17 protein-coding genes are annotated in these 18955 nt (G+C 69.2%); 9 read left to right on the top strand and 8 right to left on the bottom strand.

All coding sequences use genetic code 11. The annotated features are described in order from the left end of the window. Nucleotides 1–841, top strand: an 841-nt coding sequence (locus EUA98_RS16840; protein ID WP_207219125.1) for a leucine-rich repeat domain-containing protein, incomplete at its 5' end; no start/stop codon positions are given. 256 nt (nt 842–1097) lie between these two features. Here EUA98_RS16840 and EUA98_RS16845 read toward each other — a convergent pair. Both EUA98_RS16845 and EUA98_RS16850 read right to left on the bottom strand, forming a co-directional pair. Then, a complete protein-coding gene (locus EUA98_RS16845; RefSeq protein WP_130103859.1) occupies nt 1098–1427 on the bottom strand; it encodes a hypothetical protein in 330 nt (109 codons plus the stop codon). Between the two features lie 853 nt (nt 1428–2280). After that, the gene (locus EUA98_RS16850) at nt 2281–2775 is read right to left on the bottom strand and encodes a hypothetical protein (protein ID WP_130103860.1); all 495 of its coding nucleotides are present in this window, start codon (nt 2773–2775) and stop codon (nt 2281–2283) included. Between the two features lie 774 nt (nt 2776–3549). Between EUA98_RS16850 and EUA98_RS16855 the strand changes: the two genes are divergently transcribed. The 4 genes from EUA98_RS16855 to EUA98_RS16870 all read left to right on the top strand — a co-directional run bounded on the left by EUA98_RS16855 (nt 3550) and on the right by EUA98_RS16870 (nt 7383). After that, entirely contained in the window at nt 3550–3837 is a 288-nt protein-coding gene (locus EUA98_RS16855; RefSeq protein ID WP_130103861.1) for a hypothetical protein, read from the top strand. 389 nt (nt 3838–4226) lie between these two features. Further along, entirely contained in the window at nt 4227–4643 is a 417-nt protein-coding gene (locus EUA98_RS16860) for a type II toxin-antitoxin system VapC family toxin (RefSeq protein ID WP_130103862.1), read from the top strand. Nucleotides 4644–4764: 121 nt separating this feature from the next. Continuing rightward, entirely contained in the window at nt 4765–6921 is a 2157-nt protein-coding gene (locus EUA98_RS16865; RefSeq protein ID WP_130103863.1) for an MMPL family transporter, read from the top strand. Nucleotides 6922–6957: 36 nt separating this feature from the next. Beyond that, the gene (locus EUA98_RS16870) at nt 6958–7383 is read left to right on the top strand and encodes an MmcQ/YjbR family DNA-binding protein (protein WP_242511637.1); all 426 of its coding nucleotides are present in this window, start codon (nt 6958–6960) and stop codon (nt 7381–7383) included. Nucleotides 7384–7406: 23 nt separating this feature from the next. On the opposite strand, the gene EUA98_RS16875 is transcribed toward EUA98_RS16870, so the two are convergent. Then, complete coding sequence (locus tag EUA98_RS16875; RefSeq protein WP_130103864.1) at nt 7407–8453, bottom strand: DNA polymerase IV; 1047 nt, start codon at nt 8451–8453, stop codon at nt 7407–7409. A gap of 110 nt (nt 8454–8563) precedes the next feature. On the opposite strand from EUA98_RS16875, the gene EUA98_RS16880 reads away from it, so the two are divergent. Continuing rightward, nucleotides 8564–9223 carry a hypothetical protein gene (locus tag EUA98_RS16880; protein WP_130103865.1) on the top strand — a complete coding sequence of 220 codons (660 nt, stop codon included), beginning with the start codon at nt 8564–8566 and terminating at the stop codon, nt 9221–9223. Here EUA98_RS16880 and EUA98_RS16885 read toward each other — a convergent pair whose 3' ends face one another. The 5 genes from EUA98_RS16885 to EUA98_RS16905 are packed head-to-tail and all read right to left on the bottom strand — an operon-like array spanning nt 9224 to nt 14728. Then, nucleotides 9224–10423, bottom strand: a complete 1200-nt coding sequence (locus EUA98_RS16885; protein ID WP_130103866.1) for a glycine C-acetyltransferase — start codon at nt 10421–10423, stop codon at nt 9224–9226. A 4-nt stretch (nt 10424–10427) separates the two neighbouring features. Next, entirely contained in the window at nt 10428–11459 is a 1032-nt protein-coding gene (gene tdh, locus EUA98_RS16890; RefSeq protein ID WP_130103867.1) for an L-threonine 3-dehydrogenase, read from the bottom strand. 28 nt (nt 11460–11487) lie between these two features. After that, nucleotides 11488–12396, bottom strand: coding sequence for a carbohydrate ABC transporter permease (locus EUA98_RS16895; protein ID WP_207219126.1), 909 nt, complete (start codon nt 12394–12396; stop codon nt 11488–11490). Further along, nucleotides 12393–13367 carry a carbohydrate ABC transporter permease gene (locus EUA98_RS16900; RefSeq protein ID WP_130103868.1) on the bottom strand — a complete coding sequence of 325 codons (975 nt, stop codon included), beginning with the start codon at nt 13365–13367 and terminating at the stop codon, nt 12393–12395. Before EUA98_RS16900 ends, EUA98_RS16895 begins: the two co-directional genes overlap by 4 nt. Before the next feature lie 26 nt (nt 13368–13393). Next, nucleotides 13394–14728, bottom strand: a complete 1335-nt coding sequence (locus EUA98_RS16905) for an extracellular solute-binding protein (RefSeq protein ID WP_130103869.1) — start codon at nt 14726–14728, stop codon at nt 13394–13396. Between the two features lie 297 nt (nt 14729–15025). Here EUA98_RS16905 and EUA98_RS16910 point away from each other — a divergent pair, with 297 nt between their 5' ends. The 3 genes from EUA98_RS16910 (at nt 15026) to EUA98_RS16920 (ending at nt 18880) form a co-directional block, all read left to right on the top strand. Continuing rightward, the gene (locus EUA98_RS16910; protein ID WP_130103870.1) at nt 15026–16195 is read left to right on the top strand and encodes an ROK family transcriptional regulator; all 1170 of its coding nucleotides are present in this window, start codon (nt 15026–15028) and stop codon (nt 16193–16195) included. Between the two features lie 61 nt (nt 16196–16256). Beyond that, on the top strand, nt 16257–17885 hold the full coding sequence (locus EUA98_RS16915) for a beta-N-acetylhexosaminidase (RefSeq protein ID WP_130103871.1): 1629 nt from the start codon (nt 16257–16259) through the stop codon (nt 17883–17885). Continuing rightward, a complete protein-coding gene (locus tag EUA98_RS16920) occupies nt 17882–18880 on the top strand; it encodes an ROK family protein (protein WP_130103872.1) in 999 nt (332 codons plus the stop codon). Before EUA98_RS16915 ends, EUA98_RS16920 begins: the two co-directional genes overlap by 4 nt. Nucleotides 18881–18955: the final 75 nt, after the last annotated feature.

Consider the following 18955-nt stretch of genomic DNA (forward strand, 5'->3'; position numbering starts at 1 on the left):
TCACAAACTACGTCGCCCGAGCACTGCTGGAATCCGGCGGCTTCCGACCCCAACTACACCCTCGATTGTGAAGAGCCAGTTTGATGAGCCGCCTTCCGTTGACGATCTGAATTATCTGCGAACCTCCGCCATAGTGAGGCTTTCACTACTGAGCGGCGCATTGCGGGGCAGGAATGTCAGCCTAGACTGGCTAACTGAGATGTCCGTCAAGCAACTCACAGTGTGGGCGCCGGGTCACTCTATTCCGGAGCTCCCCAAACTGGCCCTGGCAGAATTAGAATCATTGACACTTCTGGGCAAGTCGAAAAAGCCACTTAGGGGAGATTACTTCCCGCGCCTGAGATATGCATCGGTCGATATCGGGCAGATCGAAGGGCCACTCTCCGACTTCTCGTACCTCGAGGTATTGGTTCTTGGTGCGGTGCGAGACGGTTCGCTGAATATGATCTCCGGTTGCCGAAAACTGAAATCCGTGAGCATCGAGATCGCGCGGGGCGTTCGTGTCCGGGAGTTCGATCTGCGGACTGACGTGCCTCCGGTCAACCTGGAGATCCTCGACATCCAGGGCGCCGGTGTCTCCTCACTTCAAGGCGTGGAGTCACTGCCGAATCTCGAGGAGATCGTGGTGAATCACCGCGGCCGCAAACGCCTCGACAACATCGTCGACCTTGCCCCGTTGGCCACTTGTCGCAAATTGCGCCGGGTGATCTTGTACTACAACGGAGACTTGGTCAACGCCGACGTGCTGACGACACTGCCAGCGCTCGAGCGAGTCATGGCGGTACGAGGACATATATTGCCACCTTTGCCACTGGCACCCTGGCTGCATACGTTCGGCTAACGAACTACAGATGTCGGCTGCGGTTCTGGGAGACAGAGCCGGCGTCCAGCTTCCGTCGCCATCCGTTTTGAATGTGTGTGACCGAACTGTTGCACGACTCGGACTACCGACGATTCCGACGACGACACGTGACCGTTGAAGACGTAGGGAGCTGACCGGCTCTGCCGACCGAAGCGATCGTGCTGGTGTCGTGTTCGATTGCGCCTATCGCGCGGGTGTCATGCCGACGGCCGGAGCATCTGCTCGGGAAACCTCGTCAGTCGACGTAGTCGGCGATCGCCATGATCGCGTCCAGACGCCAGCGCGGGCTGACCTCCGCGATCACTCGGGCGACGTCCTCCGGGGTGACTATGGCGCCCCGCAAGAGCCCGATCGGAGGCGGAGACGCAACGTAGACACAATCCTTGGGAAGGTTCGACCAGTCGGAGTCGAAGACGCGCTCTTCGGCCAGATCGAGGGTCGTTCGAAGATCGGTGCGGCGCTGCGCAATGAGCACATCCAGCCCATCACGGAAACCCGACGTCATAGGCGCGGTCGGATCCGGCAGCGCTACGGTTTTGAGCACCCCTGCATCGTCGATCCACATGCTCGCAGTGTCGCAGCCACGGGGTCGAGCGGGACGTGGGACTCGAGTACGAGTCACCGCGACCGGCCGCCGCTTACCTGTCGTGAAGCGTCGACTACACAAACGTCTACTGCCTCATCGAGCGCTACCGCCTGCTCGCGGACGTCTCCCTCGAGGTGGATCGGGCGCCCGCTGTTTGAGCAGCTTTACTTGCCTCCGGTGGCGCGCCGGGCGGTTACGCTCGCGACGTGTCACCACGACGTCGGGCAGCGACACATGCTCGCCGTCGACCCGCAGTTTGAGAGGTCCGTTTCGAGCCCACTGGGAGGCGCATGTGGTGCGAATTCGCACTTGGGTGACGGACCGTTGGGATGATGGACCGCTTTCTGAAGGCACAACACCTGATGACGCACGGTTCTCTGGCATCCCGCTCGGTGAGTTGATTGCGCGCGCTGATGCTGACGGAGTTCTGCACTGGCCCCTCGACGCGCTCACCACGGGCTTGCCGGAACCCGTGGCGGCGCGAGATGTCCCTGTCGACCTTCGTGCGTGGCTCGGGCGAGACCTCACAACGCGGGTGAGAGTCGGCTTCGAGATCGTCGCTACCGAGTAGAGCTCCGCATAGAGGTGTCCGCTCAGCACCGATTCCGTCGGCTGGTTGCGTGGCGCCAAGTGATGTTCGGCGGCCGGCGAGGTCGGCTCCACCGGTCCCCGGGGCGCTCGGCGAAACAGTGCTTGGCTGTCGCTGCGAGCTGTTGCGCCAGCTTTGGGCCTGGCCTAGCCGCAATCGTCATGCGCGGGTTGGAATGCCCGGGTCGGTTGTGGGTGGCGACGGAGCATGGGAGGCCGGGTGGGGTCGTCTTGTGGGCGGATGTCAGCGATTGTCGGCCGGCTGGTCGCTCACCAGTGCGGACACTCCCTCCCGTCGCAGTCGCCCAACCCAGTTGGCCACCGACGAAATCCTCGAGGTGTCACGCACAGTCAGCCAGGCTGCGATGGCCCCAGCAACCACACTTCCCAGGCCGTATCCGACCAAGTCGACCGCTCGTGGCTCTGAGTAGATGAGCGTGAAGGCCATGACAATCAGCGCGCCGCTGGTGCCTGCCGTGATCGCACCGGCCGTCGTCGAGCCTGCCGACATACGGAGCGCGAGCCAGACGGCGACCGCCTCGGCGAGGCCAGCAAGTGCGAGGACGGGGGCCATGACGACGACCCAGAATGCGTAGCTGACGATGAGCGAATCGAGGCCGCCAACTCGGCTCCAGTCCAAGGTCGGCTGGAACAATGCAAAGCCGACAGCAAGTAGCGCGATCAGCAGGACGTACCCGGTCACAGCTCGCACCACCCAGCGCCAGGCCAGGGCAAACATGGATCGCCACCTATCGGACTCGATCTGCCGGATCATCATTTTGACTGATTCGCGATCACCGTGCGGGAGCTTCCTCGCTCAGATGAACCCGGCTCAAGTCCCTCGACGGACCGAAACCCTCGCGCGGGGCCGTCCACCCGTTAGCCCGTGCGTTCCTGCGGAAAGGTGTGGACGGAGACCGTGGACGATTCCATCTCAGTTCTTGGGACCGAACGTTCCCGGGGGAACGCTCATTACGCTGGCACTGCGGAGCGACGCCGCATCGAAGCTGACACCGCTTGGCTGTCGCCAAGCGCCGTTCGATGGTCAGCAGCGGCCCGCTCCGAGCATGATGGAGACCGAGCGTTTCCGATCCGATGGTCGAGGGGCCGGAGGTACACCATGAGATTCGCCGGTTCAGCCTCGTGGTCATTGAGCAGCACGGTGGACGCCATGCCGCACGCGCGGTGTTGATCCGCGAAGCCCCCATTGTCGATGACATGGCGCCGAAGTCGCTCGACGGCACGTATCAGGCAACTCAGCCTGCAACCGATGCGTCGTGCATGATTCGAACCCGAGCGCACTTTTTCACCTGGAAGGGATCTATCGGTGGCTAATGTTCGTGTCGCTGCGCTGACTTGCTCGGTGAGCCTGGTCATTCTGCTAGCAACGGCTTGCGTGCCTTCCACGGGAGGGAACGCTGCACCACAGCAGTCGACGACCACACCGGCGGGCGACGGTCTTGGCGGAGCCCGCGCGCCAGCGCTCTGCGCGGAGTTCCCTCCATCGGGACCGATGCCCGGTGATCTTGAGGGCTGGTGGAGTTCGACACCAGCTGACGAGAACGGGACCGTGATCGATGACCCGGCGCAGTGGCCCGAGCCCCTGATGAGGGAGCACCCGCGGGTCGCGCTCATCGAGACTGACTCCGGTGAAGTGATCTCAACGTGGGATCGCCTTGTATGCGGGCAAGACCCGAGCTACCTACCCGCATTGCAGGAAGCTTGGGCAGGAAAGTCCATTGTGATCGTCGACATGGATACGAATGAGCTCCTCCGTGTCGTTGATCAGGTCAAGAAGTGATCGAATGAGCGTAGGCAACCTAATCCCCAACTCATCGCTTGCACGCGCAGAGTCGAGCGCCGGTTAGGTGGCTAACCGGTGCTGAGCGCGCCCCTCGCAGGTCGACGCGGCCCGTGCGCGTTCCCACGGCGCTCGCGTCGAGCTCAAACAGCACCTCGTCGTTCGGCGTGGCCGCGGGGAGCCGTGTGGCGTTCGCTGGCACCTGAGAGCGAGGTGCCACGAAGATCATCGGTTTGCCCGCGCGGAAGGCTATGGGGTCTTCGTAGGCATGCAGAGGCTGGTGGGTGCGATTCAGGCCACGGTTGGCTGCCTATGCGCGCCCTGCGCGAGGAGCGCGGTCGCCGTACCTTGAGGCAGCGGTCGTCCCATCGTGATGAACAGGTGATCCCATGACCAGATTCGTGATCGGTCCGGACGTCGCCCTGCGACTTGCCCGCGACCAGGCCGTGATCCCCGACGAGCACCAGGTCCTCGCTCCGACGCTCATCCGCTCCCAGGTGCTGACGCTCCTCTACCAGGCGGTGCGTCGCGACGAGCTGGCCCGCCCGGACGCCGAGCGGCAGCTCGACTACGTGCGCGCGCTGCGGATTCGACTTCTCGGGGACCGCGTCCTGCAGAAGGTGTCCTGGAAGATCGCCGACCAGCTCGGGTGGCCCGGGACCTTGGACGCCGAGTACATCGCCTTGACCCAGCTCCAGGCCGACGCGTTCATCACGTTCGATGCGGATCTCGCCGACGCCGTCAAGGACCTGGTCGCGATCGCGCCCATCGAGGCGCTGACCGGGGGGTACCGACCCGGGCGGTAGTCCGGCGCGGAAATCAGGAGGCGGCAAGTGGGGTCGCACCCCTTGTCGAACCGGTCCGCGGGCACCTAGCGTGGATGCTCGGTTCTGATCGTTGTCCTGTCCGCCGCACAGGGGGCCCTCGATGAGCACAGATCGAATCGCCAAGATCAGCAAGCTCGCCTGGCTCCCCGCCGGGCGACGGTCCAAGTGGGTGGTGGTGGCCTTCTGGCTGATCATCGCCGCCCTGACGATCGGGCCGTCCAGTCTCCTCGCGGGTGCCCAGGAGAATGACGCCGTGTCGTGGCTCCCCGGGGATGCCGAGTCGACCAAGGTGATCCAGGCGGCGGAGCAGTTCCAGCCCAAGGACGAGATCCCGGCGATCCTGGTCTACGAACGCGCCGGCGGGGTGACTACGCAGGATCTCGCCTCCGTGACCGGACAGGTCGCCGAGTTCAACTCGCTGGCACTGGTCGAGCACGACCCCGTCGGGCCGATCCCCTCCCCCGACGGGCTGGCGCTGCAGGTCGTGGTGCCGATCAACGCTGGCACCGGCGGCTGGGACTCCCTCTCCGGCGTCGTGGAGGACCTGCGCGCCATCGCGTCGGACAGCCCGAGCGGTCTGGCCGTGCACGTCACCGGACCCGGCGGCTTCGCCGCGGACTCCGCGGAGGCCTTCGCCGGGATCGACGGCAAGCTGCTCTACGCCGCGGTCGTGGTCGTGGTGGTCATCCTCCTGGTCACCTATCGCAGCCCGTTCCTCTGGCTGCTCCCGGTGGTCTCGGCCGGTCTCGCCCTGACCGTCGCCCAGGCGGTGGTCTACGTCCTGGCCACCCGCGCCGACCTGACGGTGAACGCGCAGAGCGCCGGGATCCTCACCGTGCTGGTCTTCGGCGCCGGGACGGACTACGCCCTGCTGCTGGTCGCGCGGTACCGCGAAGAGCTGCGACGGCACCAGGACCGGCACGAGGCGATGGCGTTCGCACTGCAGCGCACGGCTCCGGCGATCTTCGCCAGTGGGGCGACCGTCATCGCCGGCATGCTCTGCCTGCTCGCGGCGAGCATGAACTCGACCAGGGGTCTGGGTCCGGTTGCCGCGGTGGGAATCGCCGTCGGGCTGATGGTCATGCTCACCTTCCTGCCCGCCCTGCTGGTCATCTGCGGGCGCTGGGTCTTCTGGCCCGTGCGGCCTGCCTTCGGATCGGCCGACCACACCCTGACGGGCTTCTGGGCCAGGGTCGGCCGTCGCGTCGCGCGCGCCCCGCGAGCGACGTGGGTGGGCACGTCGGCCGTTCTGGTCGTCGCCGCGCTCGGCATCTTCCAGCTCAACGCCGTCGGGCTGCAGAACAAGGACGCGTTCTACGGAACGCCGGACTCCGTGGTCGGCGAGCAGGTCCTGGCGGACCACTTCCCGGCCGGCTCCGGGCAGCCGGTCGTGGTGATCGCCAACGCCGACCACGCCCCCGCCGTGGGCGCCGCCATGACGGACGTCCCGGGCATCACGGAGGTCACCGACCCGATCGTCCGCGGCGACCTGGCCTACCTGGCGGGGACCTTGGAGTCCGCCCCCGACAGCCAGGCCGCGATCGACACCGTGGACCGGGTACGCGACGCGATCCACCAGGTCGACGGCGCCGACGCGATCGCGGGCGGCGACACCGCGACCCGTGGCGACACGCTGACCGCCTCGAACCGGGACAACTGGGTGATCATCCCGCTGATCCTCGCGGTGGTCCTCGTCATCCTCATGCTGCTCCTGCGCGCCGTCGTCGCACCGGTGATCCTGATCGCGACCGTGGTGCTCTCGTTCGCCGCGGCCCTGGGGATCAGCGCGCTCGCGTTCCGCCATCTGTTCGGCTTCGCCGGCGCGGACACGTCGATGCCGCTGTTCGTCTTCGTGTTCCTGGTCGCCCTCGGGATCGACTACAACATCTTCCTCATGACACGCGTCCACGAGGAGGCCAAGCAGTTCGGCACGAGACGTGGCGCGCTCATCGGGCTCGGCGCGACGGGCGGCGTGATCACGTCAGCCGGGCTGGTGCTCGCCGGCACCTTCGCGGTGCTTGCCACCCTGCCCGTCGTGTCGTTCGCCGAGATCGGGTTCGCCGTCGCGCTGGGGGTCCTGCTCGACACCCTGATCGTGCGCTCCGTGCTGGTCACCGCGCTGAACCTGGACGTCGGGCGACACATGTGGTGGCCGAGCCGGCTCGCCCGCTTCGAGGACCCGGAGCACCTGCCGGCGCTCGGCGCGACCGTCCGGCACCGGGCCATGTCGGGGACCGAGGCACCGCACGTCGAGTGACCGGTCGATCGACGATTCACGGCTACGGTGGGCGGCGTGGCTGACCGTCCGGTGCACCTGGCAAGCCCCGCGCTGTGGTGTCGCGCGACCTGCCTCGCGCTCCCGGGCACTGCAGTCGACTCGCCGTTCGGCCCGGACAGCGACGTGTTCCGGATCCACCGCAAGATGTTCGCCCTGCTGTGGAACAACCCGCGCGTCAGCGACCACCTGATCGTCAACCTCAAGGCCGAGCCCGACGAGGTGCCGTTGCTCATCGCCGCGCACGAGATCGTCCGACCGGGCTTCCACATGAACAAGCGGCACTGGATCACCGTCGAGCTCAGCCCGGAAGCCGACCTGGGCTTCGTCGAGGAGCTGATCGAGGACTCCTACGACAACGTCGTGGCCGGCCTGCCTGCGCGGCTGCGGTCACCCCTCGCGACGTTGCGCGGCGCCCCCGGCGGCCGACGCTCGCCCCGCTGAGGCCGCTCCGTCCGCGAGCCCGCTCAGTCCGCGAGCCCGGCGTCCTCGAGCTCGGCGCGGACCCCGAGCAGCCGCACCGGCCGGTCCCCCTCGAACGCGTCCAGCGCCGCCAGGGCGGCCGCCTCGATCACGCCGGGGTCCGACGTCGGCGCGGCCAGCGCCCGCCCATGGGTGCTGGTACGGAAGGGCGCGTAGCGGACCTTCACCACGACGCGCACGGCACGACGTCCCTCCTGCCCGACGGCGGCGGCCACGCCCCGCCCGAGGACGGCGACCTCCGCGCGCACCCGGTCCCAGTCCTCGAGGTCCCGCTGGAACGTGGTCTCCCGACTGTGGGAGCGGGCGACATACGGTGCACTGTCCACCGTCGAGCTGCCCCGCCCCTGCCCGAGGGCTACCAGCCACGGGCCGGTCGTCGGGCCGAGCGTCGCCGCGAGCACGTGCGGATCGGCCCGCGCGAGATCGCGCACCGTGTCGATCCCCAGCGCGCTCAGCCGCTTGGCCGTCTTGGCGCCGATGCCCCACAGCGCGTCGGTCGACCGATCACCGAGCACGGCGAACCACGTCGCGTCGGTCAGCCGGAAGACGCCGGCGGGCTTGGCGAAGCCGGTGGCTAGCTTGGCCTGCAGCTTGTTCTGCCCGATGCCCACGCTGCAGTCCAGGTCGGTGGCCGCCCGGACGCGCCGCCGGATCTCCTGGGCGAACGCCTCCGGGTCGGCGGCCTCCACGCCGAGGAACGCCTCGTCCCAACTGACCACCTCCACGATCGCATCGAGCTCGTGGAGCGTGGCCATGACGGTGGCGGAGGCGGCCTCGTAGAGCTCCCGGTCGACGGCCAGGAACACCGCGTCGGGGCACTTCCGCGCCGCGGTCCGCAGCGGCATCCCCGAGTGCACGCCGAACGCGCGCGCCTCGTACGAGGCGGTGCTCACCACGCCGCGCTTGGTCGGGTCGCCATCCCCGCCGACGACGACGGGGCGCCCGCGCAGCTCGGGGCGGCGCAGCAGCTCGACGGCCGCGATGAACTGGTCCAGGTCGACGTGCAGCACCCAGGGGGTCACCCCCCGCATTCTCGTCCGCCGGGCCGCCACCGGCCCGACGGGGGGCCGCCGGTCCCCCGTTGCACCCGGCCGGTCGCTGCGGAAAGCTCAAGACAGACCGGACAACCCAGGAGGACCAGATGGACCAGGAATCGGCGGCGGCGTCCGGACCGGACCAGTACATCCTGGCCACGACCCGCGGCCGGCTGCACGGCATCGCCGAGTGCCTGCTCGCCGGACCCCAGCGACGTGCGGGCGGCGGGCTCGCCCTGCGGGTGACGCCCAGCGGTTTCGCCACCACCGGGGAGCCTGCCCTGCGGCTCGACGGCACCGACCTGGTCCTCGACGAGAGCCGTCGGGTCGCCGTCGGCGGCACGTTCGGCGACCTGGCGGAGTTGCTCGGGGTCGAGTTCGGCGCGCCCGCCGGCGAGTACCCCGACGGCAGCAACGAGGGGTCCGCCGACGACGCCTCGCTCGACCCGGCGTCGGCCAGGCTGATCGAGGCCTGGTTCCGCCTGGCCGACGCGGCCCTGCGGGTGATGGCGCCGGAGGTGAACCCGATCCTGTGGCCCGAGCACTTCGACGTGGCGATCCTGCTGGACGACACCTCTTACGGCGCCTCCGCCGGAGACTCCTTCCATGCCACGCCGTACGCGTACGTGAGCAGCGGCCAGCACGGCGACTCGGAGTTCTGGAACGCGCCGTTCGGGGCGCTCCGCGACTACACGCAGATGGGCAGCATCGCCGAGCTCGTGGCGTTCTGGCGGGCCGGCCAGGCCCTGCTCACCGCGCGCGGGTAGTCAGACCCCCTCGGGCGAGCGGCCGGCGAGGGTGCCGCGCGCGTCCACGAAGGCCTGCACGCACCTCTCGATGTCGTCGGCGGAGTGGATGGCCGAGATCTGCACGCGGATCCGGGCCTGGCCGAGCGGGACGACCGGGTAGGAGAACGGGGTCACGTAGATCCCGCGCGACAACAGCGCGTCCGCGACCGCGACGGCGTCGTGCGCGTCCGGGAACATCACCGGGATGATCGCGTGCTCGCCCGGCAGCAGGTCGAAGCCGGCGGCGGTCATCCGCTCGCGGAAGTCGCGGGCGTTGCGCCACAGGGTCGCGCGCTGCTCGGCCCCGTCGGCGACCAGATCGAGCGCGACCAGCGAGGCGGCCACCACCGAGGGAGCGACCGCGTTGGAGAACAGGTACGGCCGCGCCCGCTGACGCAGCAGGTCCACGATCTCGGCGTGCGCGCTGAGGTAGCCGCCCGAGGCGCCGCCCAGGGCCTTGCCGAGGGTGCCCGAGACGATGTCGACCCGGTCCCGCACCCCGAAGAGCTCCGGCGTCCCCGCGCCCGACGGCCCGACGAAGCCCACGGCGTGGGAGTCGTCGACCATCACGAGCGCGTCGTAGCGCTCGGCCAGGTCGCAGATCTCGTTCAGCGGCGCGAAGAAGCCGTCCATCGAGAACACCCCGTCGGTGACGATCAGCCGCCGTCGGGCACCGCTCGCCGCCTGCAGCTGGGCCTCCAGGTCCGCCATGTCGCGGTTGCGGTACCGGTAGCGCGCCGCCTTGCACAACCGGATGCCGTCGATGATCGACGCGTGGTTGAGCGCATCCGAGATGACGGCGTCGTCGGCCCCGAGCAGCACCTCGAACACCCCGCCGTTGGCGTCGAAGCAGGACGGGAACAGGATCGTGGCCTCGGTCCCGAGGAACGACGACAGCCTGCTCTCGAGCTCGATGTGCTGGGTCTGGGTGCCGCAGATGAACCGCACGCTGGCCATCCCGAAGCCCCACGCGTCCAGCGACGCCTTCGCCGCCGCCACCAGCTGCGGGTGGTTGGCCAGGCCCAGGTAGTTGTTGGCGCAGAAGTTCACAACCTGCTCGCCGCCGGCGCTCACGTGCGCCGACTGCGGGGACGCAAGCACGCGTTCGGTCTTGTACAGACCGGCCGCCCGGATCTCGTCGAGGGTCGCCCTGAGGTCGGCCCGAACATTCGTGTACACGCTTCTACTCCCCGCTCCAGTCGATGACGACCTTGCCCCGGTCGCCGTCGCGCGCGGCGGCGAAGGCCGCCTCCCAGTCGCCGACGGCGAAGCGGTCCGTGATCACCGGCGAGACGTCGAGGCCCTTGCCGATCATCGCGTTCATGGCGTACCAGGTCTCGAAGATCTCGCGGCCGTAGATGCCCTTGATGGTGATCATGTGGGTCACCACCTGCGCCCAGTCGATCGAGATCGGCTGGCTCGGCAGGCCGAGCAGCGCCACGTGCGCGCCGTGCTTGAGGTTCGCGAGGATCTCCGGGAGCGCGGCAGGCGACCCGCTCATCTCGAGCGCCACATCGAAGCCCTCCCGCATGCCGAGGCGCTGCTGGGCGGCGGCGACCCGCTCGTGCCCGACGTTGACCGCCTCGTCGACCCCCATCGTGCGGGCCAGCTCGAGGCGCGCCTCGTTGACGTCGGTCACGACCACGTACCGCGCCCCGACGTGCCGGGCGACCGCTGCCGCCATCAGCCCGATCGGCCCGGCGCCTGTGATGAGCACGTCCTCGCCGACCAACGGGAACGACAACGCCGTGTGCACCGCGTTGCCCAGCGGGTCGAACACGGCGGCGAGGTCCAGGTCGATCCCGGCCGGATGCCGCCACACGTTGCTCTCGGGGATCACCACGAGCTCGGCGAACGCGCCGTCCCGGTTGACCCCCAGGCTCGAGGTGTGGATGCACAGGTGCCGACGCCCGGCGCGGCAGTTGCGACAGCGCCCGCACACCACGTGCCCCTCGGCGGAGACCACGTCCCCGACGGCCACGGACCGGACGTTCTCACCGACCTCGACGACGTGGCCGGAGAACTCGTGCCCCGGGACCAGAGGGGCGTCGATGGCGCCGGCGGCCCAGCTGTCCCAGGACTCGATGTGCAGGTCGGTGCCGCAGATACCGGTGCGGGCGACCCGGATCAGCACGTCGTCGGCGCCCGGGCGAGGCTCGGGCCGCTCGGCCAGGCGCAGTCCCGGTCCCGCGGTCGACTTGTAGAGAGCTTTCATTTCTTTGACCCCCGAAGAAGGTAGTTGTCTAGCCCTTGACCGCGCCGGCGGACATCCCGGTGACGAGCTTGCGCTGGATCAGCAGGAAGAAGACGACGACCGGCAGCGAGAACAGCACCGAGGCGGCCATCTGCCCACCGAAGTCGGTGCCGCTCTGGGGGTTGGAGAACGACGCGAGCCAGATCGGCAGCGTGTACATCGTGGAGTCCTTCATGAACGTGTACGCGATCAGGTAGTCGTTCCACGCCGTGATGAACGCGAAGATGCTGGTGGCGATGATGCCGGGCAGCACGAGCGGGAAGAGGATGCTCCGCAGGATGCGCCACGTCCCGGCGCCGTCGATCATCGCCGCCTCTTCGATCTCGTACGGGATGGCCAGGAAGAACCCGCGCATCACCCAGATCGAGAACGGCAGCACGGTTGCCACGTACGCGAGCACCAGCCCGACGAAGGTGCCCAGGAGATTGAGCTCGTTGAACACCAGGAACGTCGGGATGAGCAGGGCCGTGGGCGGGAGCATCTGCACCGCGAGAATGACCACCATGATGGTGCGCCGGCCCCGGAACCGGAATCGCGACAGCGCCGCGGCCGCGAACCCGCCGAGCACGATCGACAGCAGGACCGCACTGACCACGACGATCACCGAGTTGCGCAGGTCGAGCAGGAAGTTCGACTGCTCGAACGCGTTCACGAAGTTGCTCACGGTCGGGTGCTGGGGGAAGAAGATCGGCTGGGCCGTCATCACCTCCGGCCGGGGCTTGAACGCGGTGTTGATCATCCAGTAGACGGGGAAGACCCAGACCACGCTGAAGATGAGGGCGACGAGGTTGGCGCCCACGCGGCGGCGACCGCGGCGACGACCCCGCCGCCGGTCGCGCTGCGGGACTCGGGTCGACGCGGCGCCGACGGCCGTGCGAGGCGGCGCGGAGGTGCTCACAGCTCTTCTCCCGATCGAAGCAGGTTGCGGATGTAGTACGCCGTGAGCGCCATGAGCATCGCCGTGGTGACCACCGCGATCGCAGCGCCCTCACCGAGGTGGAAGCCGACGAACGCCGTCTTGTAGGTCCAGATGCCGAGCGTGGAGGTCGCATTGCCCGGACCCCCCTGGGACACGAGCCAGATCTGGTTGAACACGTTGAAGTCCCAGATCACGGACAGGATCGCGACCAGCAGCAACGTCGGCTTGAGGAAGTGCAGCGTGATCATCCGGTAGATGCGCCACTCGTTCGCGCCGTCGAGGCGCGCGGCCTCGAAGTACTCCGCCGGCACCTGGGTCTGGGCGGCGTTGAGCGTCAGGGCGATGAACGGCACCGCCTGCCACACGATGAGCAGCCAGATCGCCGTGTACGCCAGCGCGGGCGACTCCGCCCAGTTCACGTCGGTCATGTCGCCGAACACCCTGGCCTGGGTCAGCAGCCAGTTCACGACGCCGTAGCCCGGCTGGAAGAGCCACACCCACACGAGCGACGACGCCACGTTCGGCACTGCCCAGGCGAAGATCAGCACGACCGTCACGACGTAGCGCATCGTGCGGCCCACCCGCGTGAGCAGCTGGGAGACCCCCATCCCGATCACCAGGCTCCCCGCCACCAGCGCCGTCGCGAACAACACGGTGCGCACGAGCGACCAGAGGAACTCGGGATCGGTGAAGATCGACGCGTACTGGCTCACGCCCACGCCGGCGAACGCCCCGGTGAACAGCGACTTCTGGTCATAATCGGTGAACGACAGGCCGACCAGCAGCAGGATCGGCGCGATCGTGAGCGTCAGGAGAACCAGCGCCGCCGGGGTGAGGAGCCAGAAGGGGGCGAGGTTCTTCTTCGGTCGTGGCCGGGGGTGAGGCTGCGGCGAGCTCGCCACCGCAGCCTCACCCCCGCTCGGCACGACGTCCACCGTGGAGGAACGCATGGTTTCGGTCTCCCGTGAGAACTGCGTCAGTTGCCGTTGAGGACAGACTCGATGTGCGAGTCAAAACCCTTCGCGGCATCCGCCGGGGACTGAGCTCCCGAGGCGATCGCGGCAAAGAACTCGTTGATGCTCAGGTCCCCCTCGATCGTCGGCCAGCTCGCGGCGGCCGGGGTCGCCCTGGAGTTGAGGGCGGCGGCGAAGAACCCGGCGGTCAACGGCGACATGCCCTCGCCCTGAGCCGCTTCGACGGCCTCGACGCTGTTCGGGATCCAGCCGTCCGTCGCATACACGAAGGAGTTCTGGATCTCCGGGCTGGCGGCGATCTTGGTCCACGCGAGCGCGAGCTCGGGGTTCTTGCTCTTGGCGGCGATGCCCCAGTCGGACCCGCCGATCATGACGGGCTGCGACTGGCCCGACGTGCCGGGGAAGGGGAACGTGCCGAGATCGGCGTCGGTCAGGGCCGGGTTGGCCTCCTTGACGCGGCCCACCTCGGCGGAGGTGCCCAGGAACGCCGAGGACTTGCCGTCCGCGAAGATCTGGGTCTGCTCGGGCGCGTGGATGTCGACGGTCTGCGACGCGGCCACGGAGTAGGTGTTCTGGAACTCGAGGTACTCGTTCAGGCCCGTCTGCGCCTCGGCGCTGGACAGCCCGGCCGTCCACTCGCCGTCGGTGAACGTCGCGAGGTCGCCGCCGGCGTCCCAGACCCACTGCATGCCGGCGTACCAGTACTGGCCGGGGAAGTAGAAGGCGGAGAAGTCCGTCGCGGTGTTCGCGGCCTTGACCTTGTCGAGGGCCGCGATGAACTCGTCGTAGGTCGCGGGCTCCTCGGTGACGCCTGCGGCCGCCCACACGGTCTTGTTGTAGATGACGGCGCGGTCGCCGGCGAACGACGGCACCCCGTAGAGCTTGCCGTCGACCGTGGCCGGCAGCTCGAGGCCGGTGAGCCAGGTGCCGCCCTGCTCCAGCTCCGCCTTGTACGGCGTCAGGTCGAGCAGGCCGCCGTTCGCGGCGTAGCCGGGGATCTGCGTGTTCCCGAGGTCGAAGACGTCCGGCGGGGTGGACGTGGCGAGGGCGGTGGTCACCTTGGTGGTGATTCCCTCCCAGGACATCTGCACCTGCAGGTCGACCTCCGCGCCGGTCTGCTTGGTGAACTCCGCATTGATCGCCTCCAGCGAGGCGGTGCTCAGGTCGCCGTCCATCGCCCAGACGGTGAGGGTCTTGCCGGCGCCGTCGGGCGTGCCGATGGTCGCCTCAGCTCCCTCCGGGACGGTCGTGGCGGTGCCGCTGCCGGCACACGCACTCAGGGTGAGGGCCGCCGCCGCGCCGATCGCACCGACGACGAAATAACGTGTGTTGCGCAAGAGATCTCCTCAGGGTTGAACTCGGGAACATCGGTACGAGGCGCGCTGGGTAGGTTCACCCGATGCAGTCAGTACACTTGCCTTACAAACCGTTGTCAAGGCCCCTTCGACGGTTTTACACGGCTGAAACAAACCCGATCCGACCCCATCGAGCGGCAGATCGTGCCCGACGTCGAGAAGGGGTTGCCCTGGGTATGTCCATGGGCTTTACTAACGAGCGGGGGTCGGCGGAGGCTTGCCCGCAGGGTGGCCTCTGCAAGGATCCGAGGCCCAACCAGATCAGGCGAAGGGGCAGCGATGAATGCGCAGGCAGGCGGGTTTCGCTACGGCCGGATCCTCCGGCCGAGCACGAAGGTCCTCCCCGAAGACGTCCGCGGGCACAACCGCTCCCTCGTGCTGCAGACGCTGTACCGCGACCGCCGGCTCAGTCGCGCGGACATCGCCCGCCGCACCCGCCTGACCCGGGTGACGGTCTCTGACCTGGTCGCCGAGCTCATCACCGAGGGCCTCGTCATCGAGATCGGCCCCCGCGCCGACGCTCGCCCCGGCAAGCCCGCCACCCTGCTCGACATCGACCGCCACGCGTTCCAGATCATCGGCCTCGACCTCAGCGAGTTCCGGGTCTTTCGAGGAGCGGTGCTCGACCTCGACGGGCACATCCTCGAGCGCGCCGAGGTCGCCGTCGGGCACAGCACCGGCGCCGCCGCCAAGGCCAAGGTCTTCGCCCTCGCGCAGGCCCTCGTCGCCCGGACCACCGCTCCCGTCCTGGGCGTCGGGGTCGGGTCGCCCGGGGTGGTCGATCCCAGCGGGGTGGTGCGCAGCGCCCCGAACCTGGGCTGGCACGACCTGCACCTCCAGGAGGAGCTGAGCGCGCACCTCGACCTCCCGGTGACCGTCGGGAACGACGCTCGCGCGGCCGCGCTCGCCGAGCACAGCTTCGGCGGCGCCGACGCCGACATGATGCTGATCAAGATCGGTCACGGGGTCGGTTCCGGCCTGCTGCTGAACGGGAGCCTGTTCCTGGGCAGCCGGTACGCCGCCGGGGAGATCGGCCACGTCATGGTCGGGACCAACGGCGGCGACGAGTGCGCGTGCGGCAAGTTCGGCTGCCTCGAGACCTGGCTCGCGGTGCCCCGACTGGATGCGCGCGTCGCCGCGGCCGAAGCAGCCGCCGACGCCGACGCGCTGCCCACCGCGGCGGAGCCGATCCTCCGGGACGCCGGCCGGCACCTCGGCATCGCGCTCGCCCCCGTGGTCGGCGCCCTCAACCTCGCCGAGATCGTGCTCAGCGGTCCGACCCACCTGCTCGAGGGCCCCCTCGCCGAGGAGACCCTGCGCACCCTGCGCGAGCGGACCATGACCGAGTTCCACGGCGACCTGACCCTGCGGATGACCACGCTGGGCGCCGACATCGTCATCCGTGGAGCCGCGGTGATGGTCCTGTCCGAACGCCTCGGGGTGTCCTAGAGCGCCGTGTCCTAGAACGGTCGTGTCGTAGAACGTCGTCGTGCAATCGAGAGGCCTGTTCATGCTGGTTCCACGCCCCCACTACCTGCAGTCGGCGGACGGTGCGTTCGAGCTCGACGCCACGACGGGCATCTCCGCCGACGCCGACCTCGCGGGCGTCGCGGCCTGGCTTCAGGGTGCCCTGCGCCCCGCCACCGGGCTGCCGTTGAACGCGGACCCGGCGGGTTCGATCCGGCTGAGGCGAACACCGGCGCTCGGCGCGGAGGCGTTCCGACTCGTGGTGACGACCGCCGAGATCCTCGTCGAGGGCGGCGACGCCGCCGGGGTCTTCTACGGCTGCCAGGCCCTGCTCCAGCTGCTCCCCCCGGCGATCTTCCGCCGCAGCGCCGTTCCCGGCACCCCGTGGGTCGTCCCCGCGGTCGAGGTCCGCGACGCGCCGCGGTTCGCGTGGCGCGGCACCATGCTCGACGTCGCGCGGCACTTCATGCCCAAGCACGACCTGCTGCGCCTCATCGACCTGCTGGCCATGCACCGGCTGAACGTGCTGCACCTGCACCTGACCGAGGACCAGGGCTGGCGGATCGAGATCCTGCGCTACCCGCGGCTGACCGAGGTGGCCGCCTGGCGGCACGAGAGCCAGGTCGGTCCGGCGACCGACGCCCCCGGCGACGGCCGGCCCCACGGCGGCTTCTACACCCAGGACGACCTCCGCGAGATCGTCGCCTACGCGCAGGCCCGGTTCATCACCGTGGTCCCGGAGATCGAGTCGCCCGGACACGTGCAGGCGGCGCTCGCGGCCTACCCGGAGCTGGGCGTGACCGGTGAGCCGCTCGAGGTGTGGACCCGATGGGGGATCAACCCGAACGTGCTCAACGCCGAGGAGAGCACCGTCGACTTCTTCACCAACGTGCTCGACGAGGTGATGGACCTCTTCCCCTCCGCCTACATCGGCGTCGGCGGCGACGAGTGCCCCAAGGACCAGTGGCGGACCGACGCCGCCACGCAGCGACGCATGGCGGAGCTCGGCGTGGCCGACGAGGACGCGCTGCAGAGCTGGTTCATCCAGCGCCTGGACGACCACCTCACCGCACGCGGACGCAAGCTGTTCGGGTGGGACGAGATCCTCGAGGGCGGCCTCGCTCCCGGCGCCACCGTCGCCTCCTGGCGCGGGCTGACCGGCGCGATCGCCGCCGCCCGACTGGGCCACGACGTCGTGTCCTGCCCGGACGACCAGGTCTACCTGGACTACCGCCAGTCCGGCGCCCCGGGTGAACCGATCCCGGTCGGCATCGTGCTGACCACCCGGGACGTCTACGAGTTCGAGCCCGTCCCGGCCGACCTGACGGCGGACGAGGCACGGCATGTGCTCGGCGGCCAGGCGAACATCTGGACCGAGTTCATGGACTCCCCCCGGACCGTGGACTTCTTCGCCTTCCCCCGGTTGTGCGCCCTCTCCGAGGCGCTGTGGAGCTCAGCGGAGCGCGACTACGACGACTTCACGCGGCGGCTCGACGGGCACCTCGCCCGGCTCGACGCTGCCGGGGTGGAGTACCGCCGAGAGACCGGCCCGCTGCCGTGGCAGACCCGCCCCGGGGTCGCCGGCCGTCCGCGCACCCACGAGCAGCGTGCGGCGCAGTTCGCCGGACTGGTCAGCAACATCGCGCCGGTCAGCACCATCGAGCCCGCATGAGCCCACGGTCCGACGGCGACCGCCGACCGTACCGGGGACACCTGTCGGTCGGGCTGGACGTCGGCGGGACGAAGATCCTCGGCGTCCTTCTCGACGCCGAGGCCCGGGTGCTCGGCAGCGTGCGCCTGCCCACCGTGACGGGGGCTGCCGGCGTCATCGACACCGCCGCCCGTGCGGTCGAGCAGCTCGTCCACGCGGCCGGCGTCCGGGTCTCGGCCCTCGCGGCGGTCGGCGTCGGGATCCCGGGCGTGGTCGATCCGCGCACCGGCCGGATCGAGCATGCCGTGAACGTCGGGATCCACGAATCCGTCGCGCTCGGCCCCCACCTCGCCGAACGCCTGGGCGGGGTCCTCGTCCACGTCGACAACGACCTCAACGCCGCAGCGCTCGGGGCCGCGCACCTGCTGGACTCGGGCACCGGAGCTGGCACCGGCACCAACCCCCGGCCGGCCGACCTCGCCTTCCTCTCCCTGGGCACCGGCCTCGCCGCCGGGCTGGTGCTCGACGGAGCCGTCCGACGCGGCGCCAACGGCACGGCCGGCGAGATCGGGCACATCCCGCTGGTGGCCGACGGCCTCCCGTGCGCGTGCGGCCAGCGAGGCTGCCTCGAGCGCTACGCCTCGGGCTCGGCCCTCGACGCCGCCTGGCCCAGCCGCACCGGACGGCCGGCGCCCGCGGAGCTCTTCGAGGCGGCGGCGGCAGGTGACCCCGACGCCGTCCGGATCCGCGACGAGTTCGCGTCCGCCGTCGCTTCGGCCGTGCGGCTCCTCGTCCTGACCTGTGACGTCGCCCGCGTCGTGATCGGCGGCGGCGTGAGCGCGGTGGGCACCCCGCTGCTCGAGGCCGTGCGGGCCGCCCTCGTGGACCAAACCACGGGCTCAGACTTCCTGCGGTCGATGGATCTCGCGCACCGGATCGAGCTGGCCCCGGTCGGCGTGCCGGTCGCGGCGATCGGTGCCGCACTGCTCGGAGCCGCCGCACCCGCACGCCGCTAAGCCTTGCCCCCGAGCAAGAAGGGGCAATACGGTGAAAACCGGTCATCCGCAACGCGACCCGATCTCCCCATGAGT

The sequence above is a fragment of the Pengzhenrongella frigida genome (assembly GCF_004168625.1).
GTDB classification, from domain to species: domain Bacteria; phylum Actinomycetota; class Actinomycetes; order Actinomycetales; family Cellulomonadaceae; genus Pengzhenrongella; species Pengzhenrongella frigida.

What these genes read in the sequence shown, in the direction of transcription:
- EUA98_RS16910 (WP_130103870.1), top strand. Translation starts at nt 15,026, where the DNA reads ATGAATGCGCAGGCAGGCGGGTTTCGCTACGGCCGGATCCTCCGGCCG.
- EUA98_RS16900 (WP_130103868.1), bottom strand. Translation starts at nt 13,367, where the DNA reads ATGCGTTCCTCCACGGTGGACGTCGTGCCGAGCGGGGGTGAGGCTGCG.
- EUA98_RS16850 (WP_130103860.1), bottom strand. Translation starts at nt 2,775, where the DNA reads ATGTTTGCCCTGGCCTGGCGCTGGGTGGTGCGAGCTGTGACCGGGTAC.
- EUA98_RS16920 (WP_130103872.1), top strand. Translation starts at nt 17,882, where the DNA reads ATGAGCCCACGGTCCGACGGCGACCGCCGACCGTACCGGGGACACCTG.
- EUA98_RS16880 (WP_130103865.1), top strand. Translation starts at nt 8,564, where the DNA reads ATGGACCAGGAATCGGCGGCGGCGTCCGGACCGGACCAGTACATCCTG.
- EUA98_RS16860 (WP_130103862.1), top strand. Translation starts at nt 4,227, where the DNA reads ATGACCAGATTCGTGATCGGTCCGGACGTCGCCCTGCGACTTGCCCGC.
- EUA98_RS16855 (WP_130103861.1), top strand. Translation starts at nt 3,550, where the DNA reads ATGCCCGGTGATCTTGAGGGCTGGTGGAGTTCGACACCAGCTGACGAG.
- EUA98_RS16875 (WP_130103864.1), bottom strand. Translation starts at nt 8,453, where the DNA reads ATGCGGGGGGTGACCCCCTGGGTGCTGCACGTCGACCTGGACCAGTTC.
- EUA98_RS16845 (WP_130103859.1), bottom strand. Translation starts at nt 1,427, where the DNA reads ATGTGGATCGACGATGCAGGGGTGCTCAAAACCGTAGCGCTGCCGGAT.
- tdh (WP_130103867.1), bottom strand. Translation starts at nt 11,459, where the DNA reads ATGAAAGCTCTCTACAAGTCGACCGCGGGACCGGGACTGCGCCTGGCC.
- EUA98_RS16865 (WP_130103863.1), top strand. Translation starts at nt 4,765, where the DNA reads ATGAGCACAGATCGAATCGCCAAGATCAGCAAGCTCGCCTGGCTCCCC.
- EUA98_RS16915 (WP_130103871.1), top strand. Translation starts at nt 16,257, where the DNA reads ATGCTGGTTCCACGCCCCCACTACCTGCAGTCGGCGGACGGTGCGTTC.